We start from the raw sequence: 11,925 nt of genomic DNA, 5'->3' as shown, positions 1-11,925 counted from the left end.
GCGCCGTGCGCGCCACGGCCAAGGACTACTGGGACCTGACCAAGCCGCGCGTGGTCGCCCTGATCGTGTTCACCGCCTTCGTCGGCATGATCCTGGCGATCCCGGGCCTGCCGAGCGCGACCCAGGTGCGGCACGGGCTGCTGGGCTTTGTGGGCATCTGGATCGCGGCCTCGGCGGCGGCGGCCATCAACCAGCTGCTCGATGCGCGCATCGATGCGCAGATGGCGCGCACCTCGTGGCGCCCGCTGGTGGTGGGCAAGGTGCAGCCCTGGCAGGTGCTGGTGTTCGCGCTGGTGCTGACCGTGATCTCGATGGCCATCCTGGTGCTGTGGGTCAACGTGATCACCGCGGTGCTGACGTTCTTCTCGCTGATCGGCTACGCGGTGATCTACACCGTCTACCTCAAGCGCGCCACGCCGCAGAACATCGTCATCGGCGGGCTGGCCGGGGCCACGCCGCCGATGCTGGGCTGGGCCGCGGTCACCGGCATGGAGGGGCCGTGGGACTGGGGCCACAGCCTGCTGCTGGTGCTGATCATCTTCGTCTGGACGCCGCCGCACTTCTGGGCGCTGGCGATCTTCCGCCGCGAGGACTACGCCAAGGCGCTGATCCCGATGCTGCCGGTCACCCACGGCGTGGTCTATACGCGCTGGCAGATCCTGTTCTACACCGTGCTGCTGGTGGAGGCCACGCTGCTGCCGGTGCTGTTCGGGCTCAGCGGCCTGTTCTACCTGGGCGGGGCGCTGGTGCTGGGCGCGGGCTTCCTGTGGTACGCGTGGAAGCTGCTGGATCCGCCGGACGAATTCTTCGCCATGCGCACCTTTCGCTATTCGATCGTGTACCTGATGGCGCTGTTCGCCTTCCTGCTGGTGGACCACTGGCTGGCGCCGCTGCTGCCGGGCATCGCCGGGCGCAGCCTGTGAGCCCGTTGCGCCGGCGCCATGCGCGCGGGAGGATGGCCGCGCGGCGGTGCCGTTCCGCCGCCGCCACGTCCCTTCGAGTGATCGTCTGAATTCCATGAGTGTCGAGCGTCGCCGCACCAAGCGCAGCCCCCGTTTCACCGAGATCGCCATCGAGGCGGGGGTCAGCCCCAGCACCGTCGACCGCGTGCTCAACGAGCGCGGCAGCGTGTCCGACGCGCTGCGCCGCAAGGTGGTCGAGGCGGCCAAGCGCCTGGGCACCAACCGCCTGCTGCCGGACGTGCGCCATGGCGTGCTGCATTTCGACGTGGTGCTGGTGCACAGCGAGATCGCGCTGTTCCAGCGCTTCAACAACGCGCTGGACCGCTACGCCAACCTGATCGGCCCGCGCGTGACCGTGCATCGCAGCGCCTGGGGCGAGCGCGACGACGAACGCCTGGCCGAGTTCCTGGAGAATCCGCCGTACCCGCGCCACGGCCTGCTGATCGTGGCCCGCGACAACGCGCGCATCGGCCAGGCCCTGCGCGCGGTGAATGCCGCCGGCACGCCGGTGGTGACCATGACCTCGGACGTGTCCGGGATCCAGCGCCTGGCCTACGTGGGCATCGACAACGTGCTGGCCGGGCGCACCGCCGGCTACCTGGCCGGGCGTTTCACCCGCCAGGCGGGCAAGGTGTGGATGCCGGTGGCCTCGCTGGACTTCCGCTCGCAGCTGGATCGCGTGGAAGGCTTCACCCAGATCCTGGCCGAGCAGTTCCCGCACCTGGATCCGCTGCCGCCGGTGGAAGTGGCCGACGACAACGAGCGCGCCCACGCCCTGCTGCACGACACCCTGCGCCAGCGCCACGACATCGTGGCGATCTACAGCACCGGCGCCTGCTCGGGAGGCATCCGCCGCGCGCTGCGCCGCCATCCGCTGGCGGTGGCGCCGGTGTGGATCGGCCACGAGGCCACGCGCGAACATGCCGAGCTGCTGCGCGCAGGCGATCTGGCCGCGGTGATCGACCAGGATCCGGAAGGGCAGATCCTCTCCGGCCTGCAGCATCTGCTGCACGCCAACGAGGAACTCGAGCGCGCGCCGGAGCAGCGCACGCGCTTCCGCCTGATCACGCCCGAGAATCTGAGCCAGTTCGAGCTGTTCGCGTAGGAGCAGGGGCAAGGGGTCGGAGGCCAGGGATCGGGGCAAAAACGGCGCGCCTGCTCAGTCGGCGATCGGCGCGTCGGTGCGCGCCTTGCCGCGCGCATAGCGCTGGGCCACCACCGCGCAGGTGATCAGCTGCACTTGGTGGTAGATCATCACCGGCAGCACGATCGCGCCCAGCGCGCCGCCGGCGAACATCACCTTGGCCATCGGCACGCCGGTGGCCAGGCTCTTCTTGGAGCCGCAGAACACGATGGCGATCTCGTCGCTGCGGGCGAAGCCCAGCCGGCGCGCCAGCAGCGTGATCAGGGCCATGGCCACACCCAGCAGCACCGCGGCGAAGCCGACCACGCCCAGCAGCGCCAGCAGCGGCGTGTGCTGCCACAGCCCCGCGACCACGGCCGCGCTGAAGGCGGTGTAGACCACCAGCAGGATCGTGCCCTGGTCGGTGTACTTGAGCACCGCGCGCCGGCGTTCGACCCAGCCGCCGATCAGCGGGCGCAGCAGGTGACCGGCCACGAACGGCACCAGCAGCTGCAGCAGGATCTTGAACATCGCCTGCAGCGGATCGGCCATCTGCCCTTGCGTGCCGGCGAGCAGGGTCATGATCGCCGGCGTCAGGAACACGCCCAGCAGGCTGGAGGCGGAGGCGGCGCACACCGCGGCCGGCACGTTGCCGCCGGCCATCGAGGTGAAGGCGATCGAGGACTGCACCGTGGACGGCAGCGCGCACAGGAACAGCAGGCCCAGCGCCAGGCCCGGCGTCAGCAGGTGCACGGCCAGCGGATGCACCAGCAGGCCCAGCAGCGGGAACAGCACGAAGGTGCAGGCCAGGATGGTCAGATGCAGCCGCCAGTGGGTCATGCCGGCGACGATGGCCTCGCGCGACAGCCGCGCACCGTGCAGGAAGAACAGCGCGGCGATGGCCACATCGGTGATGTCGTCCATCCATCCCGCCGCGGTGCCGCGCACCGGCAGCAGCGAGGCCAGCAGGACCGTGCCCAGCAGGCAAAGCGTGAAGGGGTCGATGCGCAGACGCTTGAGCAGGTTCACGGGCGAGGCGGTGCGGCAGTGGGGAAGTAGATTCTACCGGCCATGTCGATGAGTCCGAGCGCTTTGGAGCATGGGCTGTAGGTGGGAGCGGCCCGCCTGTAGAGCGGAGCTTGCTCCGCTGGGGCCTTCCCCACGAACCGAACGAAGAGCAGCGGAGCAAGCTCCGCTCTACAAGGAGGCTGCGACTCGACCTGAGAGACAGTTGCTCCACACCAAGTCTCGTCATTCCCGCCTTCGCGGGAAGGACGACGGAGGGTGGCAGCGGGCGTTCAATGCCCCGATGCGCGCGCCTTGAGCAGCTCGCGCAGCTCGTACTTGTCGGTGTCGTCCAGGCCCTGCGCGCGCTGCTTGGCCAGCAGTTCGTCCAGGCGCTGCTGCAGGGTCTGCTTCTCCAGCTGCACCACCGCATCGTGCAGTTCCTGGCGCCAGGTGGCTTCCTCGCCGGGCAGGGCCTGCATCATCAGCTTCTGCAGCGCGGGCAGCTCCTCGCGTTCGGCGAAGTGCTCCAGCAGCGCGCCGGGGGTGATCTCCGGGCGCGCCTGGATGATGTCCAGCAGCTCGGTCAGCAGCGCGATGCCGGGCAGGCGCAGGCCGGCGAAGGTGTAGGGCATCGGCACTTCCAGCGCCAGCGACGGCGCGTGCAGCAGCAGCAGGATCGCGCTGCGCACCAGGCTGGGCCGTTGCTGCGGGCCGGACGGGGCGCGCCGCGCGACCGGGCGCGCCGCCGCGGGCGCCGGCGGCGGGTTGGCGCCCACGCCGGTGATCCGCGCCAGCTGGGCCCGCATCAGGTCGCCGAAGGCGCCGTCGGGGATCTGCGCCAGCAGCGGCTTGGCGCGTTCGGCCAGGCGCGCCTTGCCGTCCAGCGTGCCCAGGTTGATTTCGCGCGAGAGCTCGTCGAAGAAGAATTCCGACAGCGGCGTGGCCTGGGCCAGGCGCGCGGCGAAGCCCTCGGCGCCCTCCTTGCGCACGATGGTGTCCGGGTCCTCACCATCGGGCAGGAACAAAAAGAACGCCTGCCGCCCGTCCTTCATCCGCGGCAGCACCGACTCCAGCGCGCGCCAGCCGGCGCGCTGCCCGGCCGCGTCGCCGTCGAAGCAGAAATACACATCGGCCGCATTGCGGAACAGCAGCTCGGCATGGTCCGGCGTGGTCGCCGTGCCCAGCGTGGCCACCGCGTACTTCACGCCGAACTGGAACAGGCTGACCACGTCCATGTAGCCCTCCACCACCACCAGCTTCTCGATCTTCTGGTTGGCCTGGCGCACCTGCCACAGGCCGTACAGCTCGCGGCCCTTGTGGAACAGCGCGGTCTCGGGGCTGTTGAGGTACTTGGGCCCGTCGTCCTTGTCCAGCACGCGCCCGCCGAAGGCGATGGTGCGCCCGCGCCGGTCGGCGATGGGGAACATCACCCGGTCGCGGAACTTGTCGTAGACGTGGCCGCGGTCGTTCTTGGAGAACATGCCGCCGCGCTCGAGCAGCTGCATCCGGCGCGCCTCGGTGCCCAGCGCGTCCTTCAGCGCCGAATAGCCGTCGGGCGCATAGCCGATGCCGAACGCCGCGCGCGTGGCCGCGTCCACGCCACGCCCGTCCAGGTACGCCCTGGCCTTGTCGCTGGCCTCCAGCTGCCGCTGGAAGAAGCGCGCGCTGGCTTCCAGCATCGTGTACAGCTCGCGGCTGTCGTCGCTCTGGTTGCGCTGGGCGGTCTCGCGCGGGACCTCCATGCCGGCGCGCTTGGCCAGCTCGTCGACCGCATCGAGGAACTCGAGGCGGTCGTAGTTCATCAGGAAGCTGATCGCCGTGCCGTGCGCGCCGCAGCCGAAGCAGTGATAGAACTGCTTGACCGGCGAGACGGTGAAGCTGGCCGAACGCTCGTCGTGGAACGGGCAGCGCGCCGCGTACTCCTTGCCCTGCCGCTTGAGCGGCACGCGCGTGCCGATCACCTCGACGATGTCCGTCCGGGCGAGCAGGTCATCGATGAAAGCGTCGGGAATACGGGCCATGGCAGACGACTAGGATGCCACGCCCGTCAAGCCGGCCCACCCTGGCCCTCCGTTGGACGTGTCTCCTCAACGCCTTGCCCCACGCGGCAAGCCGCTTTTGCCCCTCCCTTTCGCCGCAGGCGAAGGGGAGGGCTGGGAGGGGTGCTTTTCGCGGCAAACCAGCCCGTCTCAGCGTCCGGTCTAACGCGGATTGGCCCAGAACCGGCAGGCGGCGCCATCTCCTCAGCAGCCGAAGACCCAGTGCTCCTCCTGGCCTCCAGCCACAATCCTCAGACCCGCGGCGCCCCATCCTGATGCGAAGGCAGTTCCTGCGCCGGCAGCGGCTGAGCGTCCGGATCGACCCCCTCAGGGCGCTCGGTGGAGCTCTGGCGCAAGACCGCCTCGCGCTCGGCGGCCCGGTGCGCGGCCCGGGCGTCCATCCGCTCGTCGATCACCGCGGTCAGCAGCGCACCGACGAAGAACACCACCGTGGCGTAGTACAGCCACACCAGCATGATCACCATCGCGCCCATCGTCCCGTAGGCGCTGCCCGGGTCGGTGCTCGCCAGGTACAGCCCGATGCCGTAGCGCCCGGCGATGAACAGCCCTGCGGTGATCACCCCGCCCAGCAGCGCCTGGCGCCATTCCACCGGCCGGTCGGGCAGATAGTGGTAGAGGAAGCCGAACGCGGCCGCGTACAGCACGAAGGTCAGCGCATTGCCCAGCACCGGCAGCAGCGAGGGCACGCTGGCCAGCACCACCTGCAGCGCGGTGGCGGCCATCATCGAGACGATCAGCAGGAAGCCCAGCCCCAGCACCACGCCGAAGGAAAACACGCGCTTCTTCAGGAAATCCCATACACCGCCCGTCAGCGCGGTGCGGTCGGTGTAGAAGATCAGGTTCAACGCGGCCTGCAGGCGCGCGAACACTGCGGTGGCGCCGACGAACAGCAGCAGCGTGCTCCACAGCCCGGCCAGCGATCCCACGCTGGGCTGGGCCTTGGCGTTGGTCAGCACGGTGCGCGCCACGGCCCCGGCCTGCGGCCCGGCCAGCCCGGCGATCTGCCGCAGCAGCTCGTCCTGCGCCGGCGGGTAGAGCGAGGCCACGATCCACAGCAACAGCACCAGCAGCGGGGCCAGCGACAGCAGCGCATAGAAGGTCAGGGCCGCGGCCTGGGTCATCAGGTCGCTCTCGGAGAAGCGCTTGGCCAGCGCCACCGGAAAACTGTCCTGCAGCTTCTGCAGGCGACGGCTCAGTTTGTCGGACGAGGGCAGATGCATGGCATTGATCGGCGTTGCGACGGTTGCCGATCAGCATGCCCCGCAGGGGTGTCACCAGTCGGTGATCGAATGGATCAGCCCGCGCTGGCGGGCGTCTGGGCCGACCACACGCTGTTGGCCTCGCCGGCACGAGCGCGACGGCGCGCGGCCAGGCCCATGCGCCAGTACGCGAGCGCCAGCAGCAGCGCGATCGCGCCCACGCCGAAGCGCGTCCAGTGCCCGTGCCACAGCGCGGCGAACAGATGCTCGCCGGTGCCGATCCACCCGGCCACCGGCACCAGCGCGGTCAGCGCCGCGCAGGCGAACAGCAGCTCCGCACCGGCCCTGGCCGGCGCACGCAGCAGCGCCCACAGCAGCAGCGCGAAGAACACCGCGTAGTAGGCGAACTTCGCCTGCGCCTCGGGCAGCAGGGCGCCGGCGATGAACAGCGCCGAGACCCCGCCCACGCAGCCCAGGCACACGCCCAGCGTCAGCCGAGCCATCACCTGCGTGCGCGTCGGCTGCTGTGGCGTGCGCCGCTTGCGCCGTGCCTCGATCCACAGCAGGTTGCCGCTGTAGAACAGGAACGCGCCGCCCAGGCCCAGCACGAAGTACAGCCAGTGCACGGCGCCGTGGCCGTAGTTGCCGAAGTGCAGCGCCTGCAGCCCGCGCAGCATCGCCGTGCCCGGCGACATCGCGCGCGGATCGACCACCCGCAGCACCTGGCCGCTGGCGCCGTTGAGCGCGACCACCGCCAGCGTGTTGAGGTGGCGCTGGTCGATCTCGCCGTACAGCTCGATCTGGGCATTGGCATCGCCGGCGTCGTGGTAGGCGAGGGAGTCCACCTCCATGCCCGGCAGCGCCAGCTGCGCGCGGCGGATCAGCTCGGCCACCGGCAGCGTCGGCGCGGCGACCTTGGCCGGCGCGACGTGGGGGACGACTTCGAAGTCCGACGCCAGCACCTGCATCAGCTTGCCGCCGAACACCAGGTACTGGAACGGCGCCAGCAGCACCAGGCCCAGCGTCAGCACCGCGCCCGACCAGGCGAAGATCACGTGGAAGGGCAGCGAGAGCATGCCGATCACGTTGTGCGCGTCCTGCCACAGGCGCTTGAGGTTGCTGCCCACGCGCAGCGCGAACAGGTCCTTCAGCAGCACCGGCGCATAGGCCACCACGCCGGACACCAGCGCCAGCCCGTACAGCACGCACACCACGCCGAACAGATAGGTGCCGAAGGTGCGCGGCAGGCCGGCGGTGAAGTGCAGGTCGTAGAGGAAATCGACGAAGCCCACCCGCTGCGGCAGCTGCTGCAGGGCGCCGTGTTCGTCGAGCCGATACTGGAAGGTCTCCCGCCCGCCGGGCGGCTGATGGAACACGCGCGGCACCGGGCCGTGGTCGCCGGCCAACACCAGGAACATCGCATCGCGCGCGTCCGGATGCTGGCGCTGCATGGTGTCCACCAGGGCCTGCGCGCGGGCCAGCGTCTGCGCCGGGTTCGCGTCTTTTGCATCGGCCACCGCCGGGCGTGGCGCCCAGTCGTTCAAGTCGTGGGTGAAGATGCTGAAGGCGCCGGCATAGAAGGCGATGAACAGCGCCATCCCGGCCAGCAGCCCGGCCCAGGTATGCAGCGACAGGAAGCTGCGCAGGGTCGCGGCCTTCATGCCGGCAGCCCCGCGGCCCCAACCCAGCGCCTTGGCCGCATACAGCGCGGCGTAGGCCAGCACCGTGGCCCCGCCCAGCCACAGCCAGGCGCGCGCGCCGCTGCGGCAGGCGAAGGCCGCCGACATCGTCCCGATCCACACCGGGAAGAACAGCAGCAACAGCGGCAAGGTGTGCACCTCCAGCCGGCCGGGCCACAGCAGCGCCGCCAGCCCGACCACGCCGGTGGACAGCGGCAGGCCCAGCAGGATCGCCGCCAGCCACTTGCCGGTCATGGCGCCACCTTGCGCGCCTGGCGCCAGGCATCCAGATAAGGCAGCGCGACCAAGCCCAGCATCACCGCGCTCAACGCGGCGAACGCACCGGCCCACGGCCCCAGCACCGCGATCGCCAGCCCCAGGCAGGCCGCGCACAGCAGCCAGCCGGCCACGCGCAGGGCGCGCGCGTGCGCGCGCAGCGATGGCCGCAGGCGCTGATGCGCGCAGGCCAGGTAGAACGCCAGCGCGGCCAGCAGGCCGCCGAGCAGATACAGCACGGTCATCGGGTTGCCTCGCGCATGCGCTTCATCGCCTCACCAGTAGGCCTCGAACCCGATCCCGACCACGCGCGGCGCGCCGATCACCATGTTGGGCTGATCGGCCCAGGCGTACTGGACATAGCCCTTGTCCAGCAGGTTGCTGCCGAACACGTAGGCGCTCCAGTCCAGGTTGCCGTAGCCCAGCTTGCCGTTGACCAGCGTGCGCGAGGGCGCGCCCTCGGCGCCGCTGCCTACGCTGAACTTCACGCTGTCGCGGAAGTTGGCGTTGAGGTTGCCGAACCAGCCCTGCGCCCAGCGCCAGTTGCCGCCGGCCGCCAGCGTCCAGTGCGGCGCATAGGCGAACTCCTGGCCGCTGTAGTCGGTGATGGTCGCGCCCTGGACGGTCTTGAACTCGTCGTAGCGCGTGCGCGTGCCGCCCAGCGAGGCGTACAGGTCGAAGCCCTCGCTCACGCGGTAGCGCGTCTCGGCTTCCAGCCCGTACAGGTGCGCGCGACCGGCGTTGACGGTGTTGTAGTCGTAGGTGTTGAGGCCGAAGTAGGCGGTGACCTGCTTGTCCTTCCAGTCGATGTAGTAGGCGTTGGCGTTGAAGGTCAGGCGACCGTCCAGCCACTGCGTACGCAGGGCCGCCTCGTAGTTCCAGGTGTATTCCGGGTCGTAGGCGACCACCTGGCTGCGGGCGATGTTGTAGCTCGACCCGCCCGAGCGATAGCCGCGCTGCACCGTCAGCGCCAGCGACTTGTCCGCGGCGAAGTCCCAGCGCAGCCCGGCCTTGGGCAGGAAGGCGGTGAAGCTGCGCGTGGTCGGCGCCACGTAGCCGCCGCTGGCCGAACGCACCAGGCCCAGCACCGCCTGGTTGATGCCCACCACCGCCCGGTACAGCAGCGAGCCGGCCGCGCCGAAGCCGCCCGGATCGGGCAGGGTGCCGGCGAACACCGCATTGGTGTCGTTGGAGAAGGTGTAGTCCTGGCGGTCGTAGCGGAACCCGCCCAGCAGCGTCCACGCCGGCGCCAGCCGCAGCTGGCCATCGCCGAACAGCGCCTTGTTCTCCGACTCGGTCGGCGCATCGCTGTCGTAGTCCACCGGGATCACCGGCAGCGCCTGCGCGTAGCGCGTGGCGATGGCCGTGGCGTTGGCCGCCGGGAAGCCCGAGGCGCGCAGCACCCCGGCGATGGTCGTCACCGGCGTGGTCACATTGGTGCGGCTGGACTGGATGTTGCCATCCTCCGCGCGCGACCAGTACGCGCCCAGCAGCCCGTCCAGGCGCTCGCCGGCGTAGTGCACGCGCAGCTCCTGCGAGCAGCCGCGGTAGTCGCCGTCGGTGAGGGTGTGGGCGGAATCCACCGGTCCCAGGTCGTTATCCGCGCTGCGTGCGGTCGTCACCTTGCTCCAGGCCGTCACCGAGGACAGGGTCCAGGCGTTGCCGAAGTCGTAGTCCACCTGCGCCGTGCCGATCTGCGCGTGGGACCGGGTGGTGTTGGGAAAGTCGGAGGTGTTGATCGGATGGTCGAACGGGTCGCGCACATCGCTGCGCGCGTAGGTGTACATGTACGGCCCGTCGCGGTTGTCGTTGATCCAGGTCAGGCGCGCGGTCAGGCCTGGCAGGCCCTTGGGCGTCCAGAGCAGCTTGAAGCGGGCATTGGTGCTCTCCAGCGCGTCCTCGCCGGTCTGGCGCGTCGGGTTCCACACATAGCCGTCGAAATCGCGCTTCTCGGCGGCCACGCGGAAGGCCAGTTCGTCGCTCACCAGCGGGCCGCCGCCGGCGACGGCGTAGCGCTTGTCCGACGGGTCGGACAGCAGCACGCGGGCGCGGCCGCTCCAGTCCATGGTCGGGTCTTCGCTGCGCATCACGATCGCGCCGGCCAGGGCGTTCTGGCCCTGGATGGTGGACTGCGGGCCGCGGAAGATCTCGACCTGGGACAGGTCCCACAGGTCGGTGGGGAGGCTGTCGCTGGCCTGGCTGGGCAGCGCCGCGCCGTCCAGATAGATGGTGGCCAGCGGGTTGGGCGCGCCGGACTCGTCGGCGATGCCGCGGATGGTGAAGCCGCGCTGGCCGTACATCGGCGTCACGTTGGGCGTGCGGTTGATCAGGTCCGACAGCGAGAGCAGGTTCTCCTGCTCCAACCTGGCGCTGGTGGTCACCGCCACGCTGGAGGCGGTGTCCTGCAGCGAGCGGTCGGTCTTCTCGCCCTTGACGGTGACCTTGTCCAGGTCCGTGGCGGTGGCCGCCGTGGGCGCCTGCTGGGCCGCGGCGGGCAGGGCCGCCAACACGGCCAGGGTCAACAACGTCGGGCGCAGGCCGGCGCGGTGGGTCGGAGCGGACATGTGGAACTTCCCCGGGAGGTCCTTGCAAGGCGGACCTGCTGGCGGGCGCGGCGAGAGGCTTGCACCCAGCCCGGGAAGTGTAGATGAGAATGGCTTTCGATTGCAGCCCGCGCAGGGCGGGCGGACGGCGCGCGGCCCGCAGGCGGCGCGCCGGGGCGCGGGCTCAGCCGGCCAGCTTCTGCTTGACCAGCTTGGACACCAGCCCCATGTCGGCCTGCCCGGCCAGCTGCGGCTTGAGCACGCCCATCAGCTTGCCCATGTCGGCCGGGCCGGCGGCGCCGGTCTGGGCGATGGCCGCATCGATCGCCGCGGCGATGGCGGCCTCGTCCAGCTTGGCGGGCAGGTAGGTGTCGATGATGGCCAGCTCGGCGCGCTCGATCGCGGCCAGGTCCTCGCGGCCGGCGCCTTCGTACTGGCTGACCGAGTCCTTGCGCTGCTTGACCATCTTCTCCAGCACGGCCAGCACCGCGGCGTCGTCCAGCTCGATGCGCTCGTCGACTTCGCGCTGCTTGATCGCCGCGTTGATCAGGCGGATCACGCCCAGGCGATCCTTCTCACCGGCCTTCATGGCGGTCTTCATGTCTTCGGTCAGCTGCTGCTTGAGGCTCATGGCCATCCTCCGGGGCAGGGCGCGCGGGTCGAACCCGCGCGGGAACAGGAATCTAAGGGACGACAAAAAGCCGGCGACGCTCGCGCGTGCCGGCTCTTGGTCTGGCTTGCCGCCGAGCCACCGCACGGAGCGGTGGCCGACGCAACGACCCGCCTTCGCTCAGTACAGGCGCTGGCGCTTGGTGACGTCGCGCGAGGAGCGACGCAGCTGGCGCTTCACCGCGGCAGCGGCCTTGCGCTTGCGCTCCTGGGTCGGCTTTTCGTAGAACTCGCGCTTGCGGGTTTCGGCCAGCACGCCGGCCTTTTCGCAGGTGCGCTTGAAACGACGGAGCGCAAACTCGAACGGCTCGTTTTCGCGGACTTTGACGCTGGGCATGGAATCTCCGGGACACAAAATGACCGGGCTCTGACCCGGTGAGCCGCGCACTATAGCGGCTCGTCCGGT

The 11,925-nt window shown here is 70.1% G+C and carries 10 protein-coding genes and 1 pseudogene; 2 read left to right on the top strand and 9 right to left on the bottom strand.

The window, feature by feature from the left end; all coding sequences use genetic code 11:
- The first annotated feature begins 5 nt into the window (after positions 1-5).
- On the top strand, positions 6-923 hold the full coding sequence (gene cyoE, locus QE438_RS13390; RefSeq protein ID WP_234852752.1) for a heme o synthase: 918 nt from the start codon (positions 6-8) through the stop codon (positions 921-923).
- A 94-nt stretch (positions 924-1,017) separates the two neighbouring features.
- Complete coding sequence (locus QE438_RS13385; RefSeq protein ID WP_130524649.1) at positions 1,018-2,067, top strand: LacI family DNA-binding transcriptional regulator; 1,050 nt, start codon at positions 1,018-1,020, stop codon at positions 2,065-2,067.
- A gap of 54 nt (positions 2,068-2,121) precedes the next feature.
- On the opposite strand, the gene QE438_RS13380 is transcribed toward QE438_RS13385, so the two are convergent.
- The 9 genes and pseudogenes from QE438_RS13380 to rpsU form a co-directional block, all read right to left on the bottom strand.
- The gene (locus QE438_RS13380; RefSeq protein ID WP_306994982.1) at positions 2,122-3,114 is read right to left on the bottom strand and encodes a bile acid:sodium symporter family protein; all 993 of its coding nucleotides are present in this window, start codon (positions 3,112-3,114) and stop codon (positions 2,122-2,124) included.
- 269 nt (positions 3,115-3,383) lie between these two features.
- Positions 3,384-5,114 carry a DNA primase gene (gene dnaG / locus QE438_RS13375; protein WP_306994984.1) on the bottom strand — a complete coding sequence of 577 codons (1,731 nt, stop codon included), beginning with the start codon at positions 5,112-5,114 and terminating at the stop codon, positions 3,384-3,386.
- Positions 5,115-5,383: 269 nt separating this feature from the next.
- Positions 5,384-6,373, bottom strand: a complete 990-nt coding sequence (locus QE438_RS13370) for a YihY/virulence factor BrkB family protein (protein ID WP_307184124.1) — start codon at positions 6,371-6,373, stop codon at positions 5,384-5,386.
- Positions 6,374-6,447: 74 nt separating this feature from the next.
- Positions 6,448-8,013 (bottom strand): PepSY-associated TM helix domain-containing protein, encoded by a 1,566-nt coding sequence (locus tag QE438_RS13365; RefSeq protein ID WP_306994985.1) that lies wholly within the window; start codon positions 8,011-8,013, stop codon positions 6,448-6,450.
- A gap of 21 nt (positions 8,014-8,034) precedes the next feature.
- Positions 8,035-8,286 (bottom strand): annotated as a pseudogene (locus QE438_RS13360) (hypothetical protein); the annotation flags it as partial.
- Positions 8,283-8,552: a hypothetical protein gene (locus QE438_RS13355; protein WP_130521532.1), complete on the bottom strand. Its 270-nt coding sequence runs from the start codon at positions 8,550-8,552 to the stop codon at positions 8,283-8,285. The pseudogene QE438_RS13360 and the gene QE438_RS13355, both read right to left, overlap by 4 nt.
- Before the next feature lie 30 nt (positions 8,553-8,582).
- Positions 8,583-10,871 (bottom strand): TonB-dependent receptor, encoded by a 2,289-nt coding sequence (locus QE438_RS13350; protein ID WP_306994989.1) that lies wholly within the window; start codon positions 10,869-10,871, stop codon positions 8,583-8,585.
- 163 nt (positions 10,872-11,034) lie between these two features.
- A complete protein-coding gene (locus QE438_RS13345; RefSeq protein WP_130521536.1) occupies positions 11,035-11,481 on the bottom strand; it encodes a GatB/YqeY domain-containing protein in 447 nt (148 codons plus the stop codon).
- Positions 11,482-11,640: 159 nt separating this feature from the next.
- Positions 11,641-11,856 carry a 30S ribosomal protein S21 gene (rpsU, locus tag QE438_RS13340; protein WP_002808376.1) on the bottom strand — a complete coding sequence of 72 codons (216 nt, stop codon included), beginning with the start codon at positions 11,854-11,856 and terminating at the stop codon, positions 11,641-11,643.
- Positions 11,857-11,925: the final 69 nt, after the last annotated feature.

The sequence above is a fragment of the Pseudoxanthomonas sp. SORGH_AS_0997 genome (assembly GCF_031453535.1).
GTDB lineage: Bacteria > Pseudomonadota > Gammaproteobacteria > Xanthomonadales > Xanthomonadaceae > Pseudoxanthomonas_A > Pseudoxanthomonas_A winnipegensis.
The sequence above is the reverse complement of the archived record's forward strand: the minus strand, read 5'-3'. Positions and strand labels throughout refer to the sequence as shown.

What these genes read in the sequence shown, in the direction of transcription:
- dnaG (WP_306994984.1), bottom strand. Translation starts at nt 5,114, where the DNA reads ATGGCCCGTATTCCCGACGCTTTCATCGATGACCTGCTCGCCCGGACG.
- QE438_RS13370 (WP_307184124.1), bottom strand. Translation starts at nt 6,373, where the DNA reads ATGCATCTGCCCTCGTCCGACAAACTGAGCCGTCGCCTGCAGAAGCTG.
- QE438_RS13345 (WP_130521536.1), bottom strand. Translation starts at nt 11,481, where the DNA reads ATGAGCCTCAAGCAGCAGCTGACCGAAGACATGAAGACCGCCATGAAG.
- QE438_RS13365 (WP_306994985.1), bottom strand. Translation starts at nt 8,013, where the DNA reads ATGAAGGCCGCGACCCTGCGCAGCTTCCTGTCGCTGCATACCTGGGCC.
- QE438_RS13355 (WP_130521532.1), bottom strand. Translation starts at nt 8,552, where the DNA reads ATGACCGTGCTGTATCTGCTCGGCGGCCTGCTGGCCGCGCTGGCGTTC.
- QE438_RS13350 (WP_306994989.1), bottom strand. Translation starts at nt 10,871, where the DNA reads ATGTCCGCTCCGACCCACCGCGCCGGCCTGCGCCCGACGTTGTTGACC.
- QE438_RS13385 (WP_130524649.1), top strand. Translation starts at nt 1,018, where the DNA reads ATGAGTGTCGAGCGTCGCCGCACCAAGCGCAGCCCCCGTTTCACCGAG.
- rpsU (WP_002808376.1), bottom strand. Translation starts at nt 11,856, where the DNA reads ATGCCCAGCGTCAAAGTCCGCGAAAACGAGCCGTTCGAGTTTGCGCTC.